This window comes from Streptomyces coryli (assembly GCF_011044975.1).
Lineage (GTDB): Bacteria > Actinomycetota > Actinomycetes > Streptomycetales > Streptomycetaceae > Streptomyces > Streptomyces coryli.
In genome coordinates this window covers 56,530-78,099 of the sequence record NZ_JAAKZV010000004.1, presented here as the reverse complement: position 1 = coordinate 78,099, position 21,570 = coordinate 56,530, and the positions used below count along the sequence as shown (strand labels likewise).

The following is a 21,570-nucleotide window of genomic DNA, read 5'->3' as shown; positions in this document are numbered from 1 at the left end:
GGACCCGCTCCTCCCAGTGCAGAATGCTTCGAGTCGGCGGGGTCCCGCCTGTTCGGCGGGGTGCGGAGGAGTGCGGCAATGAGCGCAACAATCAAAGACGTGGCCAAGCTTGCGGGCGTGTCCATGAAGACCGTGTCCAACGTCCTCAATGGCTATCCGCATCTGACGCCTGAGACCCGGGGCAAGGTGGAGCGGGCGCTGGCAGAGCTGAACTACCGGCCCAACATCGCCGCGCGCAACCTGCGCAGCGGCCGCACCGGCCTCATCGCGCTGGCCGTCCCGACGACCATGAATCCGTACTTCGCCGAGATCGCGCACCTGATCGTCAGGGAGGCCCAGGACCGCGGCCTGACCGTGCTGATCGACTGCACCGAGGGCGATCTGGAACGGGAGAAGCACGTCGCCGAGGGTTTCCGCAGTCAGCTGCTGGACGGCATGATCCTGCAGCCGTGGTCGCTGTCCGCCACGTATCTGCGCAACCGCGCCGACCGCACCCCGCTGGTGCTGCTCGGCGAGCGCAAGGTCCAGTCCGCGGACAGCGTGGCGATCGACAGCAAGGCGGCAGTGGCCGCGGCCATCGAGCACCTGGTGGGCCTCGGCCGCCGGCGGATCGGCGCCATCGGCCCGCCGCTGACCAAGCGCACCGGCGCCCCGCCGGAGCCGCGACGGCGGCACGCCGGCTATCTCGCCGCCCTCACCGCGGCCGGGATCGAGCCCGATCCCGCGCTGGTCGCCCACCACCAGCCGAACGCCCCGCACGACGTCACCGAGGCCGTGGTGGATCACCTCCTGGCGCAGCCGGACCCACCGGACGCCATCTTCTGCTTCAACGACCGCACCGCGCTGGCCACCCTGCGCGAGCTCCGCACCCGCGGCGTCCGCGTGCCGGACGACATCGCCGTCATCGGAGTCGACGACGTCGAGGGCGCGCGCCTGTCGACCCCCTCGCTGTCCTCCATCGCACCGGACAAGCAGGGCATCGCCCGTACGGCGGTCAATATGCTCACCGAACGCATCGAGGGCGCCAACCGCCCGGCGCGGCAGGTGGTCGCGGGATTCGAGGTGATGGCGCGGGAGAGCACGGTGGGCACGGATGCCATGGAGCGTGCTGGCGGAGGCTGATCGTCATCTGCCTGGATCAGTCGCGGATGATCCTGGTGGCGCGGACGGCGCCGTGTTCCAGGTTCCAGTTCTTGAGGATGGTGGTGTAGTCGCCGCCGGTGATGAGCTTGTCGAAGCCGCTTGTGAGGGCCTTGCGCAGCGTGGTGTTGGAGCCCTTCACCGCCATGCCGAGCGGGCCGGCGTCGGTCAGGTCGGCGGCGGGGAGGTGGAATTCGCCGTCGGATTCCTTCGCCTGCACGACGGCGAACGGGAGGTCGCTGACCACCGCGTCGATCGAACCCTTCTGGAGCGGCTCGGGAAGGTCGAAGATGCTGACGTTGGTCACCTTGATCGGGTCAGGGCCGCACACCTTGTAGGAAATGTCGCGGAGTGCGTCCTTGTCGTCATCTTCGAACGGGGCGACCTTCAGGCCGCACAGGTCGTCCCACGAACGGATCTTGCTGGCGGTCTTCCACCGGGCGTAGAGGGTGTGGGCGTAATCGAAGTAGTGGATGAAGTCGACGCCCCTCCGCTCCTTCGCGTCGAAGGTGGAGAACTCCGTGCTCGGCATCACCACGTCGTAGTCTCTGCCCAGCGCGTCGAACGGGTCTCCGGGGCCGAACATATCGATGCCGACGACCTTCACCCGCAGACCGAGCCGCTCCGCGAGCGCCTTGGCCAGCTCGGGGTCCGGGCCGATCCAGTCGCCCTCCTTCGGGCCGGGGCTGGCGTCTTCCAGCCAGCCGCTGTCGCTGGCGGCATAGGTGAGGTGGTGTGCGCTGCCGCTGCGGTCGCCGCTCACGGCGACGGTGAGGGTGCCCGGCTGCACGAGGTCGAGCTTGTTCTTGGCATCCGAGCCACCGTCCCCGCCGTCGCCGCCGGTGTCGCCCAGGGAGTACGCCGTGATCGCCACCAGCACCGCTGCCAAGACGGCAGCCCCGGCGGTGAGCCATGCGCGCCTGCGGCGGGGCGCGGGAACAGGGGCGGCGGGCGGTGCCTCGGCGGCGGGCTCGGACGGCTGCGCCGGCTGCGCGGCCGGTTGCGGGGCCGGCTGCGGGGTCGATTGCGACACCGGCTGCGTGGCCGTCAGCGTCCGCTCCTCCGCCTCGGCGAGCGGAGCCGTCGCCAGCCCGCCCGCCTCCGCCGCCGCACCCAGCATCTCGTCCAGCCGCGCCGCCGACGGCCGAGCCGCCGGGTCCCGCACGAGCAGTTCAGCCAGTACGGGCGTCAGCGCCCCGGCCCGTACCGGCGGCGGCACCTCACCGTCGAGAACCGCCGCAAGCGTGGCCAGCGGAGTGGTCCGGCGCAGCGGGTTGTGGCCCTCCACGGCGACGTACAGCAGCATCCCGAGCGACCACAGATCCGAGGCGGGTTCGTCGTCCGTGCCGCGGATGCGCTCGGGGGCGAGGTAGTCAGGGGTACCGATGAGTTCGCCGGTCGCGGTCAGCGACGCGGAGCCGACCGCCGGGTCCACCTGGCCGGTGCGCTGGAGCGCCGCGATGCCGAAGTCGGTGAGGACGGCGGCGCCGTCCGGGCGCAGCATTACGTTGGCGGGCTTGACGTCGCGGTGGCAGATCCCGGCGGCGTGTGCGGTACGCAGGCCGGCCAGCACCTGGCGGCCGATCCGGGCGGCCTCCGTCGGCGGCAGCGCCCCGTCGGCCAGCCGCTCGGCGAGGCTGCGTCCCGGCACCAGCTCCATCACCAGCCACGGATACGCGGCTTCGCCGTCGTCGACGACGTGATGGATCGTCACGACATTCGGGTGGCTGATCCGGGCCAGCGCCCGCGCCTCGCGCAGCATGCGTTCGCGCAGCACCCGGGAGGCGGCCGAGCCCTCGGGGGCGAGTTCCGGTGCGAGCGGGCGGACCTGTTTGAGCGCGACCTCCCGGTCCAGCGCTTGGTCCCGCGCCCGCCATACGGTGCCCATCCCACCGCTGCCGAGCCGCTCGAGCAGCTCGAAGCGTCCGTCGACGACCTGCCCGTCCCCGCCCTCGATCATGGTGGGAGAGTAGCGAACTGCCCTGTGCTCAGGCAGGGTTATTGATCCTGACTAATGTTCCAAAGCACGCCCCGCACCGGCATGCTGGTCGCCGAGCGCCCCCGCACCGGCCGAAGGATCACAAGGATCACGCCCACACCTGGCCCAAGGAGTTGAGCCGGTTCATGAACCCCCACACCACCGTGCTGGAGACCCTCGCCCGCACCGAAGCCACCCAGGCAGTCGGTCCGTCATGACCATCGCATCCCGCATCGGTCCGCTGCTGCCCACGCGCCTCACGGGCGCGCTCGCGCACTGGATGTATCCGCGCTTCGAGCCCGAGCTCGCCCGGCTCGGCGACTTCTGCCCGCCCGACTGCGACCTCGCCCTCGACGTCGGCGGCTGGTACGGGCCGTGGACGCGCCGGCTCGCCCCGCGCGCCCGCAAGGTAGTCGCCGTGGAGCCGGTGCCGCACCTGGCCCGGAGTCTGGCCGCGGCCACGCCCGGTAATGTCCGCGTGGTCGAGGCAGCGGCCACCGACCGCCCGGGCACGGCCCGGCTCTGGCTGCCGGCCGGGGACCGCGGCGACCGCGGCGTGTCCTCCCTGGTGCGCCGGGACATCCACGCCAACGCCCTGGACGTGCGGTGCCTGACCCTCGACGAGATCGCCAACGCCGAGACCGGCCGCGTCGACTTCATCAAGATCGACGTGGACGGCAACGAACTCCCCGTCCTGCGCGGCGCCCAGCACCTCCTCACCCGGGACCGCCCGGCCCTGATCGTCGAGCTGGAGGCCCGTATCCAGCCGCTGGAACCGGTCATCAAGCAGCTGGCGGACCACGCCTACCGGGGCTGGATACTGCCCGCACACGCCTGGGTCCCACTGGACCACTTCGACCTCGCCCGCCACCAGGCCGCCACCGCCCACCTGGCCCAGCGGGGCCTGCTCCGCCGCGTGGGCCCCTTCCGCGGCCCGCGCTACGTCAACTCGGTCCTGTTCCTGCCAGACGGCCGCCGCCCCGGCGAACGGTCCCCGCGCAGCCGCGGGGCCTACGCCGACTGAGCGGCCCGGGAGGCGGCCGTCCCGCAGGCCTCAGCCTCCCGTCCCCGTGAATCGCCCGACCCAGTACGCCGTCCGGTCCAGATACGCCGTCTCCGCGTCCGCGCCGGTCCGCCCGTACGCGCCGTCGTACGTCTCGTAGCCGTGGCCGGCGGGCGGGGTGCTGTCCGCTGGTTCGATGATGCTGCCCTCATGCCATTCGTTGAAGGACGTCACCGAGACCCAGGTCGGTGAGCCGCCGATCGACGGGTCGAGGGCGTTGTTCCATTGTTTGTCGTAGGCCGCGCCGTTGTCGCGGGTCAGGGTCGGGGTGGTGTTGCCGGGCACGGCTCGGTCGTCGACATAGCCCGGGGCCACCGAGGGCGCCCAGATCAGGTTGTTCGCCTTCGCGTAGTCGCCGGCCTGCTTCCAGCCCGGCGCCGTGGCGCCGGCGATGCCGTCGTAGGTGTACATCCCGGAGAAGTGGGCGATCTTGGTGGTGTCCGTCGTCTGGGCCAGGACGATGCTGTCATCGGTGACCTGGTCGAGCGCCGACCAGTCGGCGATCTTCAGGGACTCGAAGACGTAGTACGCGCCCTTGTTGCCGTGCGCCGCGTCCCGGTAGAAGGCCGGATGGCCGCCGTACGTGTCGTTGATGTAATTGATGTCGGCGACTGTCGAGGCGGCGGTGCGATCGCCGTACGGCTCCAGGTGCCAGGCCACCTTCACGCCCTCCTTCGCCGCGGCGTCCAGCACGCCGCGGGCCAGCCCGTCCTCGTAGCCGCCGCGGCCCCACCAGCTGTAGACGATGACGCCGGCGCCGGAGCGCCGCACCCACTTCATCTGCTCCGCGACGGCGCCGGCGAAGTCACCGGAGTCGTACGGGCCCAGGGCCGGGTAGAAGTTCGCGCCGATGTCGTCCGGTGGCGTGCGGCCGCCCTGCTGCCAATGGCGCCAGCTGCCGTGCCCGGCCGGGCTGCCGTACCACGGGTAGTAGAAGAGGTGGACGTCGGACGCGAGCGCCTTGGGCGTGCTCGCGTACGTCACGGTGAAGGTGTCCACGTCGAAGAGCGAGCCGGAGCCGCCGCGGAAGGTCAGATACAGCGGCCCGGTGCCGCCGCGCAGCGCCGTCCCGACCGTCGTGAACGTCTCCCAGCTCCCGGTCTTCGGCACGCTCACCGAGCCCAGGACGGTGCCGGTGGCGGAGCCCGACCGGACGTCGATGGTGCCGCCGGCGCCGGCGGAGGAGACCCGGGCGTTGAAGTGCGTCGCCCCTGCCGCCGGGACGGACGCATAACCGGCCCAGTCGCCGTTGTCGATATAGCCGAGGGTCTTCCCGCCGCTCGCCGGGCCGTGATTGGCCACCTGCACCCCGGAGCTCGAGGTGTACGCCTCGCCCTCGACCGTCCGCTTGCTCTCCCCGGCGGGCGGCGCGCAATCGGCCGGCGCCACGCCGGACGCGTACCGCAGCGCACCCAGCAGCTCCGCCCGGAAGGCCGGATCCGCATACGACTCGGCCGTATGCCCGAGACCGGTATAGAAGGACCGGCCGCTGCCCTGCCGGTGGCACCAGGTGATGGGGTGGTCGCCGCCCATCTCGCCACCGCTGTAGGAGCTTTCGTCGAGGCTCTGCAGGACGTGCACCGAGGAGCGGGGGTTGGCGCGGTAGTTGTACCACTCGTCGGTACGGGTCCAGGTCGCGCCCAGGTGGGCGGTGGCCGGATGGCTGCGGTCCTCGTTGACGACCTTGGCCTGCTGGATGGCGGGGTGGCTCTTGAAGCGGGCGCCGACCAGGTCGCCGTAGTACGGCCAGTCGTATTCGGTGTCGGCGGCCGCGTGCACGCCGACGAAACCGCCGCCGCCGTCGATGCGGGCCTGCAGCGCCGATTGCTGGCTGTCGTTGAGGACGTCGCCAGTCGTCGAGAGGAAGACGATCGCCTCGTAGCCGGCCAGGTTGCCGGGGGTGAAGGCCGCCGGGTCCTCGGTGGCGGTGACCGTGAAGTCGTTCGCCGTTCCCAGGGCGCGGATGGCGTTGATGCCGGCGGGGATGGAGTCGTGCCGGAAGCCGGCCGTGCGGGAGAAGACGAGGACGTCGAACGAGGCCGCGGCGTCGGTCACCGGGGCCGCGTGCGCCGGGGCCGTCGGGCTCAACAGGCCGGCGGCGACGGCCAGCACGGCGGCGGTGGCACCGCGGCGTAAGGATCTGAGCTTCATCATGTGCTGCTCCTGTCAGCGGCTGACGGTGAAGGTGTCGATGTCGAACAGCGACCCGGTGCCGCCGCTGAAAGTCAGATAGACCGGCCCGGTGCCGGCGCTCAGCCCGGTGTTCACCGTCGTGAACGTCTCCCAGCCCCCGGTCTGCGGCACACTCACCGAGCCCAGCACCGTCCCCGTCGCCGATCCGGCGCGGATGGTGACGGTGCCGCCGGCACCCGCCGACGACACCTTGGCGCTGAAGCTCTTGGCGCCGGTGGCGCTGACGCCCGCGTAGCCGGCCCAGTCGCCGTTGTCGATGTAGCCGAGGGTCTTGCCGCCGCTCGCCGGGCCGTGATTGGCCACCTGCACCCCGGAGCTCGAGGTGTACGCCTCGCCCTCGACCGTCTGCGTACTGGAGGTGAGGGTGAAGGCGTCCAGGTCGAAGAGGTTGCCCTGGCCTGTCGGGCCGCGGAAGACCAGGTAGAGCTCGGCGGTGCCGGCGGGTGCGCCCGCGAGCGGGGCGGTGACGTCGGTGAAGGTCTCCCAGCCGCCGGTCACCGGCACGGTGGCGGTGCCCAGCAGGGTGCCCGTCGGCGAGCCGGCCCGGACCTCGAGCTTGCCGCCGGCGCCGCCGGAGGACACCCGGGCGCTGATGCCGTTGGCCTTGCTCAGCTCGTACGGCTTGAAGGCGATCCAGTCGCCGTCATCCGTATAACCCACGGTCTTGCCGCCCTCGGCGGGTGCGTGGGAGGCGAGCTGGACGCCGGACTGGCCGGTGAAGTGCTCGGCCTGGCGGTGGCGGGGCTGCAGGACGTTCTTGCTGTGCCCGGTCAGGCCGCCGGCGTCGGTGTACGAGGCGTCGAAGACGCCGTAGAGGTTTGCGGCGGCGTCGTGCTCGCCGTCCTTGGGCACGGTGAGCGTGCCGGAGCAGCCGGTGGTGCTGGTGATCTGGTGCTCGTGGCTGTCGTGGCCGAGGAGATAGGTGAGCTTGACCTTCGAGCAGTCGATCTGGCCGTCCTCGGGGTCGCTCGCCGTAATGGTGAAGGGCACGGTGTCGCCGAAGGCGAAGAGGGCGCCGTTCGCCGGGGTCTTCAGGGTCACGGTCGGGGCGGTGTTGCCGACGGTGACGACGAGGCTGGCGGTGCCGGTCAGGCCCTGCGGGTCCTTGACCGTCAGGGTCGGCTTGAAGGTGCCGTTGGCGGTGTACGTGTGCGACGGATTGGCCTCGGTGGACTTTGTGCCGTCGCCGAAGTCCCAGGAGTAGGTCAGGGCGCCGCCCTCGGGGTCGGAGCTGCCCGCGGAGGAGAACTTCACGGCGAGCGGGGCCTGGCCCGAGGTCTTGTCGGCGGCGGCTTTGGCGACCGGGTTGCGGTTGGCGCCGCCCAGGTACTCGATGCGGTACAGCGCCTGGTTGCCGCCGCCGGTGCCGTAGTCCAGGACGTACAGCGCCCCGTCGGGGCCGAAGTCGCTGTCGATGATCTGGGTGCCGCTCCAGGGGAAGTCCTCGATGGTGCCGGGCGAGCCGTCGGCGTTCACCGTGACCGCCTTGATCCACTTGCGGCCGTACTCGGTGGCGAAGTAGCGGCCGTCGAGGGACTGCGGGAATTTGACCGTGGAGCTGGAGCCCGCGTCGTAGCGGTAGACCTCGCCGCCCATCGGGGACTCGGAGCCGCTGCCGAACTCCGGCGGGGAGCCGGCGTCGCCGCCGTAGCGGATCCAGGAGGACTTGGCCGCCGGGAGCTTGCTCTGGCCGGTGTTGCGCGGGGAGTTGTTCGTCGCGCCGCCCGCGCAGTCGTACTTGGCGCCGGACGGGCCGCTGGGGAAGGTGTACTCGGTGTAGGTCTCGGCGGCGGAGTTGGTGCCGGTGCAGTACGGCCAGCCGTAGTTGCCCGGGGCGGTGATCCGGTCGAACTCGACCTGGCCGCTGGGGCCGCGGCTCGCGTTCGTGGTGCCGGCGTCCGGGCCGTAGTCGCCGAGATAGACCGTGCCGGTCGGCTTGTCGACGGACATCCGGAACGGGTTGCGGAAGCCCATCGCGTAGATCTCCGGGCGGGTCTTAGCGGTGCCCGGGGCGAAGAGGTTGCCGGCCGGGACGGTGTAGCCGCCGTCCGCGGTGGGCTTGATGCGCAGCAGCTTGCCGCGCAGGTCGTTCGTGTTGCCGGAGGAGCGCTGGGCGTCGAACTGCGGGTTGCGGTCGGCGCGTTCGTCGATCGGCGTGTAGCCGCTGGACTCGAAGGGGTTCGTGTCGTCCCCGGTGGTCAGGTAGAGGTTGCCGTTCTTGTCGAAGTCGATGTCGCCGCCGACATGGCAGCACTGCCCGCGGTCGTTGGCGACCTCGAGGGTCACCTTCTCGCTGGCCAGGTCGAGGGTGCCGTCGGCTTTGAGGGTGAAGCGGGAGAGGTTGAGGTGGCCCTTGTACGGCTCGAAGTCGGCGGCCGAGCCGGAGGTCGGGGCGTCTCCCGCGGGGGTGTTGAGCTTGGGCGAGTAGTACACCCACACGTGCCGGTTGCTGGCGAAGCCCGGGTCGGCGGCGATGCCCTGCAGGCCTTCCTCATCGTGGGTGTAGACGGCGAGCTTGCCCGCGACCTTGGTGTTGCCGGCGGCGTCGGTGAAGCGGACGGTGCCGTCGCGGGCGGTGTGCAGGACCGACCGGTCGGGGAGCACGGTCAGGGACATCGCCTCGCCTATTTCGGCGGCTCCGGTGGCGAGTTGGACCTGCTGGTAGTCGGCCGCGGGGATCGCCGCGGGCTGGGCGCCGGGTGCGTCGGGCATGGCGGTGGCCGGGGGTCCGGCGGCCGCGGCGGCGCCCAGCAGCAGGGCGAGGACGCAGACGACGGAACGTAAGGCATGAGGGCGTGCGGGCATGGAGCTTCCTCCTGACGTGCTGGGGAGAGGTCAGGCATGGCGCTCTGCAGAGAAATTACATGCGTGTGCCAACAAATTGCGGCTCTGGGCTGGCGAGTTGCATGCTGTCGAGCCCGGCGCAATTTGTCAAGCGCGTGTCAAAATAACGGAGTGCGGACGACCACAAGCGAGCCGGAGCTCGGTCCATGGTCGTCCGCTGATCTCAGAACGTCAGCTTCACGCTGTTGATGTAGCCCGTGTCCTGGGCTTCCACATCCTGCACCCGCAGCTTCCAGGCACCGTTCGCGGCCTCGCTGGAAGCGTCGACCGTGTAGGTCGCGATCACGTTGTCCGCCGAGTCATTGCTGCTCGAGTTCTTCAGGCGGTACGGCGTGCCGTCGGGGGCGAGGAGATCGACGACCAGGTCGCCGCGCCAGGTGTGCCGGATGTCGACGGCCACCTTGAGCGCCACCGGCGCGTTCCCGGTACGGCCGGCCACGGTCACCGTCGAGGTCACGGCCGCGCCGTTGTCCGGGATACTGACGTCGGTGGTGTTCTCGTACGTGTCGCCCGGCGGTACGGGCGTGTCCGCCGCCAGCGACCACACCGTGTGGGCGATCGCGTCGCTGTTGCGGTCGAGCGCGGTGTCGTTGATGTTCGACGTCGTGTCGCAGGACGAGTGGTAGCAGCGGTCGAAGGCCTGGCCCGCGGTGCCGCCCCACTTCTGCGCCTGGGCGCTGGTCTTGGTGCGGCTGGCGCCGGTGAAGAGGCCGCCGACCGGGATGCCGACGTTCTTGAAGGAGGCGTGGTCGGAGCGGCCGTCGCCCTCGGTCTCGATCTCGGTGGGGACGCCCAGGCCGGTGAAGTACTCCTTGAAGGTCTTCTCGATGACGGGGTCGTCGTCGTAGACGAAGTAGCCGGGGTTGGGCGAGCCGATCATGTCGAAGTTCAGATAGCCGCTGATCTTCGAACGTTCGGTGGCGGGCAGGCTGTTGACGTAGTTCTTGGAGCCGATCAGGCCCAGCTCCTCCGCGCCCCACCAGGCGAACCGCAGATGCTTGGCGGGTTTGAGCTGTTCGCGGGAGACGGCCAGGGCGGTTTCGAGTACGGCGGCCGATCCGGAGCCGTTGTCGTTGATGCCGGGGCCGCTGCTCACGCTGTCGAGATGGGCGCCTGCCATCAGGACCTGGTTGGCGTCGCCGCCGGGCCAGTCGGCTATCAGGTTGTAGCCGGTGGCGCCGTTCGAGGTGAACTGCTTGACGCTGGTGGTGAATCCGGCGGCGTCCAGCTTGGCCTTCACGTAATCCAGGGAGGCCTTGTAGCCGGGGCGGCCGTGGGCGCGGTTGCCGCCGTTGGCGGTGGCCACGGACTGCAGTTGGGACAGATGCGCCTTGACGTTGGCGAGCGGGATGTCGGGGGCCGCGAGCGTCGGTGCCGCCGGGGCGGCGAGGGCCGTGGGCGCGGTGGCCGCTAACAGGCCGCCCATGGTCAGGGCGATGACGCCTGCGGTGACCCGTCTGCGGCGGTGGGGCAGAACGGTCCTGCTGGGTCTCATGGTGGTCTCCGGGGTGTGTACGGAAACGGTCGCCTGATGTTCGATCTGAGGCGTGAGACCGTCAAGGTGCAGAACCGGTCAGAAACCGGACGCGCCTGTTCGCATAGCGGACGCTCGCAGCGGACTACTCACCCGCCCCGCCGCGCCCGCCGCCCGAGTCGCGCCGCCGCCCCCTCCAGCAGCGTCTCCAGCACCTCCGGATACGCGCTGCGCGTCATCCGTCCGGCCAGCAGCGGCGCCGTGGCGGCGATGTGGGGATGGGTGTCGGCGGGGAGGCGGGCGTAGGTGGAGTCCCACATCTGCTCGTCGGTCTCGCGGACTTGGTCGGTGAGCGTCAGGGCGCCCGCGTCCAGGGCGGCGAAGGCCAGGCTCAGGTCGATGAAGGCGTGGTAGACGCCGACGGCGTCCTGATCCGGGAAGCCGGCGCCGCGGAGGATGCCGAGGATCGTCTCGTCGACCTCGATCTCCCGGGGACGGCCGGTGACCCGGCTCGCGGTGAGCACGGCGGCCTGCGGATGCGCGAGGTAGGAGGCGTGGATGGCGAGCCCCAGCGCACGCAGGTCGGCGCGCCACTCCCCCGTGGCGCGCCAGCCGTCGAGGGCGTGCCCCATCAGCTCATCGCCGATCGCCCGGGTCAGGTCGTCGAGACCGGCGAAGTACCGGTAGAGCGTGCTCGGATCGGCGCCGAGCGCGACCCCGAGCCGCCGTGCGGTCAGCCCGGCGCTGCCGTGCTCGCGCAGCATCCGCAGCGCCGTCTCGACGATCAGCCGCTCGGACAGCACGGTGCCCTGCCGGGTCGGCCGCCGCCGGCGCCGCTCCCCCTCCCGTACGACCTTCTTCGCCATCGCGCCCCGCCCTCCCCGTTTCTTATGCCAACGGCGTTGACCTTAACGGGTCGGGTCGCGTTGCATCGAGTCACCTCGACCAGGCAGCTCCGCAACGAAAGGTGTGTGACATGCGCGTACTCCTCGTGGGCGCGGGCGGCGTCGGTACCGCCATCACCCGGATCGCGGCCCGCCGCGACTTCCTGACCCACATGGTCGTCGCCGACCACGACCCCGCCCGCGCCGAGGCGGCCGTCGCCGCGCTCAAGGACTACGACGGGCACGCGGAGCGCTTCTCCGCCCGGCACCTCGACGCCTCCGACGAGGAGGCCGTGCGCCGGCTCATCGCCGAGACCCGCTGCGACGTCCTCCTCAACGCCGTCGACCCGCGCTTCGTCATGCCGCTGTTCCGCGCCGCGCTGGCCGCCGGCATCCACTACCTGGACATGGCGATGTCGCTGTCCGCGCCGCACGCCACCCGCCCGTACGAGAACTGCGGGACGAAGCTCGGCGACGGCCAGTTCGCGCTGGCCGAGCAGTGGGACCGCGCGGGCCGGCTGGCCCTGGTCGGCATGGGCGTGGAGCCGGGTCTGTCGGACGTCTTCGCCCGGCACGCGGCCGACGAACTCTTCGACGAGATCGAGGAGATCGGCGTCCGCGACGGCGCCAATCTGACGGTCGAGGGCTATGACTTCGCCCCCTCCTTCAGCATCTGGACCACCATCGAGGAGTGCCTCAATCCACCCGTGATCTACGAGAAGGACCGCGGCTGGTTCACCACCGCGCCCTTCAGCGAGCCGGAGGTCTTCGACTTCCCGGAGGGCATCGGCCCGGTGGAGTGCGTCAACGTCGAGCACGAGGAGGTGCTGCTCATCCCCCGCTGGGTCGACGCCCGCCGCGTCACCTTCAAATACGGCCTAGGCGACGACTTCATCGCCAAGCTCAAGACCCTCCACGCACTCGGCCTCGACTCCACCGCCAAGGTCACCGTCCCCGGCGCCGACGGCCGTCCCGCCGAGGTCTCCCCGCGCGACGTGGTCGCCGCCTGCCTCCCCGACCCGGCGGCACTGGGCGACCGTATGACGGGGAAGACGTGTGCAGGCACGTGGGTCAAGGGCACCAAGGACGGCGCCGCACGCGAGGTGTACCTCTACCACGTCGTCGACAACGAGTGGTCGATGCGCGAATACGGCTGCCAGGCCGTGGTCTGGCAGACCGCCATCAACCCGGTCATCGCCCTCGAGCTACTGGCCGGCAGCACCTGGACGAGCACCGGGGTGCTCGGCCCGGAGGCACTGCCGGCCCGGCCGTTCGTCGACCTGCTGGAGGAGTACGGGTCGCCGTGGGGGCTGCGGGAGGAGGGCTAGGGCCCTTCTCTTGGATCAGCTTGCTGATTCGCCCTGCAGGTCGTGACTGCGCTGGAAGCTACCGGGCCGTTGTGTCATGCCCGCTCGGGGGCGCAGGTTGGCGGGTCAGGCGTCGGTGGCGCGGAGGTTGGCGATCTCGGCGGCGATTCGCTGGACTTCCTGATCGAGGCGGTCCAGCCGTGCCGTGTTGTCCTCCGGGGCAGCGTGGTCGGTGGTCCAGGGGTTGTCGAGCAGGCGCTCGACCTGCTGCTGCACCAGTCGATCGCTGATGCCGAGCACGCTGAACACGTCATGCAGCGGGGAGTCCTCGGCGGCCAGGGCGATCACCACATGTTCCGTGCCGAGGTGCTGGTGCCGCATTTCCGCGGCCACCTTGTAGGCGGCGGTCAGTACATCGACGGCATCCGGCGCCAGTCGGCTGTGACCGTCGGTGGCTGCTGCCGCGCTCTCTGGCTGCGGTTCCGGCAGCTCGATCCCGAGGGCTGTAAGTGTGCGGGCTCCGAGGTTCTCGCCGTGGCGGGCGATCGCGCCCGCCAGGTCGAGGGCGGTGACATCTCGGCCCTGCCTCGCCTGGTCGGCCTTGGCCCCGTCCAGGATGGCGCGCAGGCGCGGTGTGTACGGCGCCTGTCCCTCGGACCGCAGCCGTTCCAGCGCGGACAGTTCCCGCTGGAGCGCCGCCTGGCAGATCGCCGAGATCGACAGTCCGGCTGCTCGCACGGCGCGTTCGAGGTCGTTCGGCAGATAGACGTTGACTTTTCCCATGACACCCCAGACTATACCCCCATGCATAACCCCATCGATAACCGCATAGTGCACCCCCTCCGTGAGCTGGCCGCGGACCCGCAGGCCCTCGCCGACCGACTGGCCAGCCTGCCGCACATCCCGGGCGTTCAGACTGCGGGCGTCCTCGACGGTGCAATCCGGACTGGGGTCGCCGGCCTCACCGACCTGGAGTCCGAGCAGCCCGTACTGCCCCGCACACGGTTCCGCCCTGGCTCCATCACCAAACTGCTCACCGCCGGCCTCGTGGTGCACTGTGCCGACAAGGGTGAGCTCAGCCTGGAAGATCCCGTCTCCCGCTACCTCCCCGGCCCGTGGCCCGACGACCTGCGGCTGCGTCATCTGATCGGACACACCAGCGGCCTGGACGCCGGTGATCTCTTCCTCGACACCGGTGACAGCGACGACCGTCTCGCCCGTTACGCCGACCACCTGACTACCGTCGGCTCGCTCTTCCCGCCCGGCACCGCCTTCTCCTACTGCAACGGCGGCTTCGTTCTGGCCGGACGCATCCTCGAACTCGTCCTCGGCCAGCCCTTTGAGCACGCCCTGCGCACCCGCGTCCTCGACCCGGCCGGCATGGCCAATACCAGCTTCCTCCGGGACTCCGAGGCTGCCCAGGACCCGGACGCGGCCCGGGGCCACGACGTCCGCGACAGCCGAGCCCTGCCGCTCCCGCTCCCGGTTGGGGACCCGATGTGCACGCCGTCGCTCGCTCCGGCCGGAAGCACACTGGTCACCACCGCCGCGGACCTGGCCCGATTCACCCGCGCCCACCTGGATGAGCCCGGCACCGAGATCATGCGGGCCCTTCAGGTCCCGGCGCCCGGCGGCGTGCCCACCATGCGCGGGCCGGGCCTCGGCTGGATGCTGTGGAGCAACGCGCGGTACTCCAGCGTCCGCATCGGAGGCGCCTACCCTGGCCAGTCCGGCATTATCACCGCCGACCCCGAAAACGGAGCCGCGATCGTCGTCCTGACCAACTCCCGGCAGGGCATTGACGCCGCCACTTCCCTCCTCGACCCTCCCACTCCCTCACACCACCACGCCCACGAGTCCGCCGCATCGAACCTCGACGGCTACACGGGTCGCTATGCGTCGCACGTCACTCCCCTCGACGTCCAACGCGTCGGCGACGGACTGCTCGTGCGGGCAGCCGGACTGCCAGACCTCACCCTCGCCCCGCAGGACCGCCTCACGTTCACTTCACCGGCCGGGCCGGTGGCATTTTTCGATTTCGATGATGATGGCCGCCCCGGCTACCTGCGCTGGCGGATGCGCGTATGGCGACGCATCCCCTGACCCCATGCCGTCTGATTGTCCGCTGTCAAGGCCGAACATGCCTTTGACGGACGGGCAGTGGGTGCGGCTCGAGCCACTGCTTCCCGATCGCGCGCCCACTCGGGGCGGCCGGTGGCGAGATCACCGGCAAGTGATCGATGCGATCGCCTGGAAGTTCCAGACCGGCTCGCCGTGGCCGCAACTGCCTGAGCGATACGGTTCCTGGAAGGGCGTATACACACGGCTGCGGAACTGGGCGATAGACGGCACCTGGCAGCGAATCTTCACCGCATTGCTGGCTCAGGCAGACGCCGAGGCGGATCTGGAGTGGGTGGTGGCCGTGGACTCCACCGTTGTGCGTGCCCACCAGCACGCCGCCGGGGCCCGCAAGGAAGGGGCCCTGGAAGGCGAACCAAATCACCATGCGTTGGGCCGGTCACGCGGCGGCCTGACTACGAAGATCCATCTGGCTGCAGACGGACGATGCCGGCCGCTGGCCTTCGTGCTCACCCCCGGCCAGGCAGGGGACGCCCCTGCCTTCGAGCAGGTCATGGCGGCCTTACGGGTCCCGCGCGTCCATGGGAGACCGCGAACGCGTCCGGATGTGGTCCTGGCGGACAAGGCGTACTCATCCCGCGCCATTCGCACGTACCTGCGCAGACGCGGGATTCGTGCGGTGATCCCCCTACCGGCTGACCAGCAAGTCCACCGCAAACGTCGGGGCAGCCGTGGCGGCAGACCACCCGCCTTCGACCGCGATGCCTACCGACAGCGCAACACCGTCGAACGGTGCATCAACCGCCTGAAACAGTGGCGCGGCATCGCCACCCGCTACGACAAGACCGCAACCATCTACGGCGCTGGACTCCTCATCGTCGGCATCTTCCTGTGGTCCATCACCTGATCCAAAAGAAAGGCCCTAGCGCTGGGCGCCTACGACATCGACAAACCAGCGACGGCCTCCGCTGCCCGGAGCGTGTCCCTGCCGAGAGGCTGAAGGTGAATCCGCGTGCAGAGCAGTGCCGTCTTCACCCGCTCGATCACGCCCCACTCCCAGGTGGCCACGGGATCGAGCCCCGTCCGGGCGGCCAGCCAACGGGCCCGCTCGAAGGGGTCGCCGGCGAGCAGCTCGACCGGGTCTCCACGCATCAGGACACCGAGGTCGTACTCGGCCTCAGCAAGGACACCGTGCGGATCGATCAGCTTGAAGCCGCCATCGCTCTGCAGCGCGTTCAGCTGGTGCACGTCGCCGTGGACCACTACGGCTTTCTCGTCGCGGTGCGCTTGCTCCCGCCGTCGGGCCGAGGCGAGGGCGTGCTCGACCGCCTTCTCGGAACAGGGGTGATCGAGTTCCTCCCACAACCTCACAATGAAGTCGGCGAGCCACCGGGCCTTCTCGGCACCGGTGGGCAGCCCGCAGCCCGGCGCGGGCCGCCAGATGTGCGCCGCCGTATCGCAGAGAATCTCGAGGCGACGCGCGAGCGGCAGGCCGAGCTCGAACATCGGCCGCCCCAGTCGTTCCATGAGCAGGGCGTCCCGGTCGGCGTCATGCCGGTAGAGCGCCGGGCAGCCTTCTCCTCCAACGATGCGGAGCACCATCGCCTCGTTGGAGGAGTCGTTCCCCAGGCCCGGCACCAGCACCTTGAGAATCGCTGCGGCTCCGTCCGCCCGGGTCGCTTCGGCCACATAGGCCCCGGACCCGCCCGTGTACGGCCGCCCCACGCTGATCGACCAGTCGGCCTCGAGGCTCGAGACAAGCGCGGGCAGGCGCTCGAGCCAGTCTTCGGCACCGGCTGAGCGAGCCATGTTGCGTACGGCGTCCGGTACTTCGATCACTCCTGCAGTGTCACATCAAACAGCTGGAGGGTGACGGCGGCGGTGCCGAGTGGGGGCACGTTGACCGGGATCGCTCCGTCCGGATCCAGGGCCAGTTCGGTCGGGGCGAGGCCGAGGTAGTTGGTGTTGAAGGCGCGGGTGATGGTGAAGGGTGTGGTCAGGCGGCAGGGTGCCCTCGCCCGGGGCGGTGAGGCCGACCAGGCCTACGCCGGAGTCGTCCACCGTCAGGAAGTGCTGCTGTGCCGGCGGCTCGGCCTCGGCTGCGGCGCGGGCCCGGACCGGTACCAGGGGGTGGCCCGTGACGGCTGCCGTGCGGGCGGCCAATTGCTCCCCGCTTACGGGCGTGCCGAAGGTGGCGGCGTAGACGGTGGCCGGTTCGTGCTGCGGCAGCGACTGCGGGTACGGGATGTAAGGGATGGCGATGCCGCCGAGCTGGAAGAGCGGGGTGTCGATCGTGGCGAGCACGGCGTGGTGGGTGCTGTCGCTGAGGCCGGTCCAGCGGCGGATGGCGCGCATGTGGGTGGCAGACCCGGGCACGGTCTCCAGCCCGGTGCCGGTGACGCCGCCGGTGGCCGAAGTACGCGCTCCCGTTGGTCAGCGTCGCGGACTTGTCGATCCGGTTCGCTATGTCGATACGGGCGGCGTCATGCGGCAGGTGCACGGTCACGCGTAGGCGGCGGGTGCGGGCGCAGCCTCCCGCCGTCAGGGCGGCCGCGCCGGCGGCCATCCCGGCAAGGAAGCGACGCCGGGCAAGTGGCCCGGCCGCGCTGCTGGTCCTGCTCCCGTGCTGACATTGATCACCTTTACGGAATCGGGCCACCTTCCCTGGAAAACCCGGAGTTGCCCGCTGCGTATTGTCAGTACGTTAACGACACCATTCCGGGAACATCAAGAGTTCAACGATAACGGAGCGCATCCTGGGATCCGCTGCTTGATAGCTTTGCCGGTCAGACGCCTAAATGCGTCGCCGGTCTCCCTGCTCCAGCTCGTGAATCCTTTCCGCCAAGCATTGTTATCGTTAACGAGCATCCTGAAGCCGACCAAGGAGCAGCAGTGCCCGTCCCCGCGTCTCGTTCGTACGATCCCCACCCCAGCTACGAGCCGGTCGAAGGCCAGGTAGTGGCCGGGTGGGCCGCCGCTGTCGCCGATCTGCCGCCCGGCCCGCTCCTCCTGGCCGTCGACGGTCCCGCGGCCCTGGACTGGGCGGTGCTCGCCGACGGCCTCGCGGCGGCGCTGCGCGCGGCGGGACGCACGGCGACCTCGCTGGACATCCGCGGCCACTACGCGGCGGCGGCCCACGAGCGGCTGACCGCGCAGCCCGTCCCCGCCGACGACACCTTCTTCACCCCGCTGTCCGAGGCGCAGGTCGCGGACCTCTTCGACACCGTCCCACAGCCCGGACGTCCGGCCGCCGACACCGTCCTGGTGGTCTTCGGACCGGGCGCCTCGCTCTGCGGTCCCGATGTGCTCTGGTACGCGGACCTGCCCAAGCGGTACGCCGAGGGGGCGATCACCAAGGGCGACCTGCCGGTCGGCGTGAATCTGGGACGTCCCGGCGAGCCCGGTGAACTGCTGCGCCTCTTCTACACCGACTGGCCGGTCCTGGACCGGCACCGCGACGCGATCGCGGCCGGCGTCGAGCGCTGGATCGACATGCAGGACCCGGCCGCGCCCGCTTCGGTACGCGGCGACGCGCTGCGGGCGACCTTCGCGCACCTGGCCGGGGGCCCGGTGCGCACCCGCCCGTACTTCAACTCCACGCCGTGGGGCGGGCAATGGGCGGCGAGCGAGCTGGGCTTCACCCCGCAGGCCGGCAATACGGCCCTGGGCTACGAGCTGATCGCCCCCGAGGCGGGCGTCCTCATCGGCGCGGCCGGCGGAGCGCAGGTCGAGGCCCCGTTCCAGCTGCTGTGCGTGTGGCACCCCGAGGACATGCTCGGCGAGCGAGTGCACCGCCGGTTCGGCACCGCGTTCCCGATCCGGTTCGACTACCTGGACACGATGGGGGGCGGCAATCTGTCCCTGCACCTGCACCCGCAGGAGCAGTACATGCGGGAGGTGTTCGGCTGGCCGTACACGCAGCACGAGACGTATTACGTCACGGCCTGCGAGCCGGGCGCGAAGGTGCTGCTCGGGCTCACCGAGGAGGCGGATGTCGACACCATGCGCCACCAGGTGCAGGATGCCATTGCCAAGGGCACGCCGATGCCGGTCGAGGACCATGTCCAGAGCCATCCGGCCACGGTGGGCCAGCTGTTCATGATTCCCGCGGGCACCCCGCACGCCTCCGGCGCGGGCAACCTGGTGCTGGAGGTGAGTGCGACGCCGTATCTCTACTCGCTGCGCTTCTACGACTGGCTGCGCCAGGACGCCGCCGGCCACTCCCGGCCGCTGCCGTACGAGCACGGCTTCGCCAACCTGGACACCACCCGGCGCGGCGAGGACGTGACCAAGGACCTGGTCCAGCAACCGCGGACGCTGCGCGCGGGCGAAGGGTGGCGCGAGGAAGTGATCGGTGCGCTTCCGGAGATGTTCTGCGCGGTGCACCGCCTCGTCGTGGCGCCGGACGCGGACATCGCCGACGACACCGAGGGCCGCTTCCACCTCCTCAACGTCGCCGCGGGCGAGGGCGCCGTCATCGAGACCCACGACGGCCGCACCCACTTCCTGGCCTTCGCGGAGACCATCACGGTGCCCGCCGCGACCGGCGCCTACCGCGTGCGCGCGGTGGGCTCGGGCGAGGTGCGGATCGTCAAGGCCCTGGTGGTAGAGCCGTGACCGCGACCTCCGTGCGGGGAGCGCTCGCGCCCATACCCGTACTCGAGGTCGGCGGGACCCATGTGACGGCCGCACTCGTCGATCCCGCAAGCAGCCACCCCATCGCGTCGTCGGTGACGCGCCGGCCGCTGCGGGCGCACGCCGCGGCCGACGGCATCCTCGATGCCATCGCCGACGCCGCGCTGGAGCTGCCGGCCGGCCACCGCCCGCACTGGGGCGTGGCCATGCCGGGGCCCTTCGACTACGACACCGGGATCGGCCTCTTCACCGGCATCGGGAAGTTCGAGTCCCTGTCCGGCATCGATGTCGGCGCCGGCCTGCGGCAGCGGCTGACCGGCCGGGCCGAGCGGCTGCGCTTCCTCAATGACGCCGACGCCTTCGCGATCGGCGAGTACCGGGCCGGCGCCGCCGCCGGTCACGACCGGGCGGTCTGCCTGACGCTCGGTACGGGCGTGGGGTCCGCGTTCCTGTCCGCCGGCCGGCCGGTGCACGACGGCTCCCGGGTGCCGCCGAGCGGGCATGTGCACCATTTGACCGTGCACGGCCGCCCCCTGGAGGACACCATCTCGCGCCGCGGCATCCGCACCCACTACGCCAACCGCACCGCGCCGGCCGACGCTCACGACCTCCCCGACGTCCATGAGATCGCGGCGCGCGCCAAGCAGGGCAACGCCTGCGCGGCGGAAGCCTTCCGCTACGCTTTCGACGCACTTGGCCAGGCCCTCGGCCCGTGGATCGAGCGCTTCGAGGCCACCGCGGTGGTCGTCGGTGGTTCCATGGCCCGGTCGTGGGACCTGGTCCACCCGGCGTTCGCCACCGGACTGGCTGCGGCCGGCGGCGCGGACGTGCCGGTGCTGCCCGCCAGGCAGCCCGCGGAGGCACCGTTGATCGGAGCCGCCCACTGGGCGCAGGACACACCCGGCGCCCGATGACCACCGGGGCGCCGGAACCGGCAGGCAGAGGAAGGGACAGGGTCATGACCGCTCGCCGCGGCGGTGGGCCGACCATGCATGACGTCGGCAAGCTCGCGCAGGTCAGCGCCATGACCGTGTCACGCGTGCTGAAGAACGACCCCGGCGTCTCCGAGGCGACCCGCGAGCGGGTCTTCGCCGCGGTCGACCGGCTGGGCTACCGGCGCAATCAGACCGCGCGCAGCCTGCGCCTCGGCGGCAGCGGCATGATCGGTCTGGTCGTCACCAACCTTGCCAACCCGTTCTATTCGCGCCTCGCCCTCGGCGTCCAGGAAGTCGCCACGGAGTACGGCTTCCGCATGCTGCTCAGCAACTCCGCCGAGCAGGCCGAGCGCGAACCCGACCTGATTGACGACCTCATCGACCACTCGGTCGAGGGCCTGATCGTCGTTCCGACCGGCAGCCGCCAGCAGCACCTGGCCGATGCCATGCGGCACGTCCCGGTCGTCCTCGCCGCCCGGCCGCCCGCAGGGCTCGACACCGACTGCGTCCTGGTCGAGGACTTCCACGGCGCCCGCGAGGCCACCGCCGGCCTGCTGGCCGAGGGACACACCCGGATCGCCTTTCTCGGCAACCCGCCGGCGCTCTACACCGGCGCCGAGCGGCTGCGCGGATTCTGGGCGGCGCACGAAGAGGCCGGCATCGAACCAGTCCACGACCTCATCCGCCAGGGCCTGGTCGACGCCGGTACGGCGGAGCGGGCGACCCGCGAACTGCTGGAACGGGACGCACAGCCCACCGCGCTGTTCTGCACCAACAACCGCATCAGCCAAGGCGCGATCCGGGCTCTCTACAAGGCGGAGACCACCCTCCCCGTCGCCGGCTTCGACGACTTCGACCTGTCCGACGTCCTCGGCATCCCGCTGACCGTCGTCTCGTACGACGCGGACGAGATCGGCCGCCAGGCCGCCCGCCTGCTGATCGACCGCGTCGCACAGCGCGACGCGGAGCCGCCCGCCTCCCGCCGCGTCACCGTCCCGACCCGCGTCATCCGCTACGGCGCGTAACCCGAAGGCCGAC

Annotated in this window: 16 protein-coding genes; 8 read left to right on the top strand and 8 right to left on the bottom strand. The window is 70.8% G+C overall.

Features of this window, described 5'->3' with window-relative positions:
• Nucleotides 1-78: 78 nt before the first annotated feature.
• Entirely contained in the window at nucleotides 79-1,122 is a 1,044-nt protein-coding gene (locus G5C51_RS02355; RefSeq protein ID WP_165230680.1) for a LacI family DNA-binding transcriptional regulator, read from the top strand.
• 16 nt (nucleotides 1,123-1,138) lie between these two features.
• Here the strand turns inward: G5C51_RS02355 and G5C51_RS02350 are convergent, their stop codons facing one another.
• The gene (locus G5C51_RS02350) at nucleotides 1,139-3,100 is read right to left on the bottom strand and encodes a serine/threonine-protein kinase (protein WP_165230677.1); all 1,962 of its coding nucleotides are present in this window, start codon (nucleotides 3,098-3,100) and stop codon (nucleotides 1,139-1,141) included.
• Between the two features lie 232 nt (nucleotides 3,101-3,332).
• Between G5C51_RS02350 and G5C51_RS02345 the strand changes: the two genes are divergently transcribed.
• Nucleotides 3,333-4,142 carry an FkbM family methyltransferase gene (locus G5C51_RS02345; protein WP_165230674.1) on the top strand — a complete coding sequence of 270 codons (810 nt, stop codon included), beginning with the start codon at nucleotides 3,333-3,335 and terminating at the stop codon, nucleotides 4,140-4,142.
• 30 nt (nucleotides 4,143-4,172) lie between these two features.
• Here G5C51_RS02345 and G5C51_RS02340 read toward each other — a convergent pair whose 3' ends face one another.
• The 4 genes from G5C51_RS02340 to G5C51_RS02325 form a co-directional block, all read right to left on the bottom strand.
• On the bottom strand, nucleotides 4,173-6,332 hold the full coding sequence (locus tag G5C51_RS02340) for a glycoside hydrolase family 99 protein (protein ID WP_165230756.1): 2,160 nt from the start codon (nucleotides 6,330-6,332) through the stop codon (nucleotides 4,173-4,175).
• A 15-nt stretch (nucleotides 6,333-6,347) separates the two neighbouring features.
• Nucleotides 6,348-9,179, bottom strand: a complete 2,832-nt coding sequence (locus tag G5C51_RS02335; RefSeq protein ID WP_165230671.1) for a carbohydrate-binding protein — start codon at nucleotides 9,177-9,179, stop codon at nucleotides 6,348-6,350.
• 202 nt (nucleotides 9,180-9,381) lie between these two features.
• Nucleotides 9,382-10,713 (bottom strand): M28 family peptidase, encoded by a 1,332-nt coding sequence (locus G5C51_RS02330; RefSeq protein ID WP_165230668.1) that lies wholly within the window; start codon nucleotides 10,711-10,713, stop codon nucleotides 9,382-9,384.
• A gap of 128 nt (nucleotides 10,714-10,841) precedes the next feature.
• The gene (locus G5C51_RS02325) at nucleotides 10,842-11,558 is read right to left on the bottom strand and encodes a TetR/AcrR family transcriptional regulator (protein ID WP_165230665.1); all 717 of its coding nucleotides are present in this window, start codon (nucleotides 11,556-11,558) and stop codon (nucleotides 10,842-10,844) included.
• Nucleotides 11,559-11,668: 110 nt separating this feature from the next.
• Here G5C51_RS02325 and G5C51_RS02320 point away from each other — a divergent pair, with 110 nt between their 5' ends.
• On the top strand, nucleotides 11,669-12,904 hold the full coding sequence (locus G5C51_RS02320; protein ID WP_165230662.1) for a saccharopine dehydrogenase family protein: 1,236 nt from the start codon (nucleotides 11,669-11,671) through the stop codon (nucleotides 12,902-12,904).
• Nucleotides 12,905-13,009: 105 nt separating this feature from the next.
• Here the strand turns inward: G5C51_RS02320 and G5C51_RS02315 are convergent, their stop codons facing one another.
• Nucleotides 13,010-13,666 (bottom strand): Clp protease N-terminal domain-containing protein, encoded by a 657-nt coding sequence (locus tag G5C51_RS02315; protein ID WP_165230659.1) that lies wholly within the window; start codon nucleotides 13,664-13,666, stop codon nucleotides 13,010-13,012.
• Nucleotides 13,667-13,687: 21 nt separating this feature from the next.
• On the opposite strand from G5C51_RS02315, the gene G5C51_RS02310 reads away from it, so the two are divergent.
• The gene (locus G5C51_RS02310) at nucleotides 13,688-14,986 is read left to right on the top strand and encodes a serine hydrolase domain-containing protein (protein ID WP_165230656.1); all 1,299 of its coding nucleotides are present in this window, start codon (nucleotides 13,688-13,690) and stop codon (nucleotides 14,984-14,986) included.
• A gap of 37 nt (nucleotides 14,987-15,023) precedes the next feature.
• Nucleotides 15,024-15,869 carry an IS5 family transposase gene (locus tag G5C51_RS02305; protein WP_165230653.1) on the top strand — a complete coding sequence of 282 codons (846 nt, stop codon included), beginning with the start codon at nucleotides 15,024-15,026 and terminating at the stop codon, nucleotides 15,867-15,869.
• Between the two features lie 29 nt (nucleotides 15,870-15,898).
• Here G5C51_RS02305 and G5C51_RS02300 read toward each other — a convergent pair whose 3' ends face one another.
• Nucleotides 15,899-16,801, bottom strand: coding sequence for an aminoglycoside phosphotransferase family protein (locus G5C51_RS02300; protein ID WP_165230650.1), 903 nt, complete (start codon nucleotides 16,799-16,801; stop codon nucleotides 15,899-15,901).
• Between the two features lie 15 nt (nucleotides 16,802-16,816).
• Entirely contained in the window at nucleotides 16,817-17,338 is a 522-nt protein-coding gene (locus G5C51_RS02295) for a hypothetical protein (protein ID WP_206313321.1), read from the bottom strand.
• Nucleotides 17,339-17,854: 516 nt separating this feature from the next.
• On the opposite strand from G5C51_RS02295, the gene G5C51_RS02290 reads away from it, so the two are divergent.
• The 3 genes from G5C51_RS02290 to G5C51_RS02280 are packed head-to-tail and all read left to right on the top strand — an operon-like array spanning nucleotide 17,855 to nucleotide 21,557.
• Nucleotides 17,855-19,579 carry a class I mannose-6-phosphate isomerase gene (locus tag G5C51_RS02290; protein WP_420824779.1) on the top strand — a complete coding sequence of 575 codons (1,725 nt, stop codon included), beginning with the start codon at nucleotides 17,855-17,857 and terminating at the stop codon, nucleotides 19,577-19,579.
• Nucleotides 19,576-20,511: an ROK family protein gene (locus G5C51_RS02285; RefSeq protein ID WP_338117982.1), complete on the top strand. Its 936-nt coding sequence runs from the start codon at nucleotides 19,576-19,578 to the stop codon at nucleotides 20,509-20,511. The genes G5C51_RS02290 and G5C51_RS02285 overlap by 4 nt, the downstream gene beginning before the upstream one ends.
• Nucleotides 20,512-20,555: 44 nt before the next feature.
• Complete coding sequence (locus G5C51_RS02280) at nucleotides 20,556-21,557, top strand: LacI family DNA-binding transcriptional regulator (RefSeq protein ID WP_165230647.1); 1,002 nt, start codon at nucleotides 20,556-20,558, stop codon at nucleotides 21,555-21,557.
• Nucleotides 21,558-21,570: the final 13 nt, after the last annotated feature.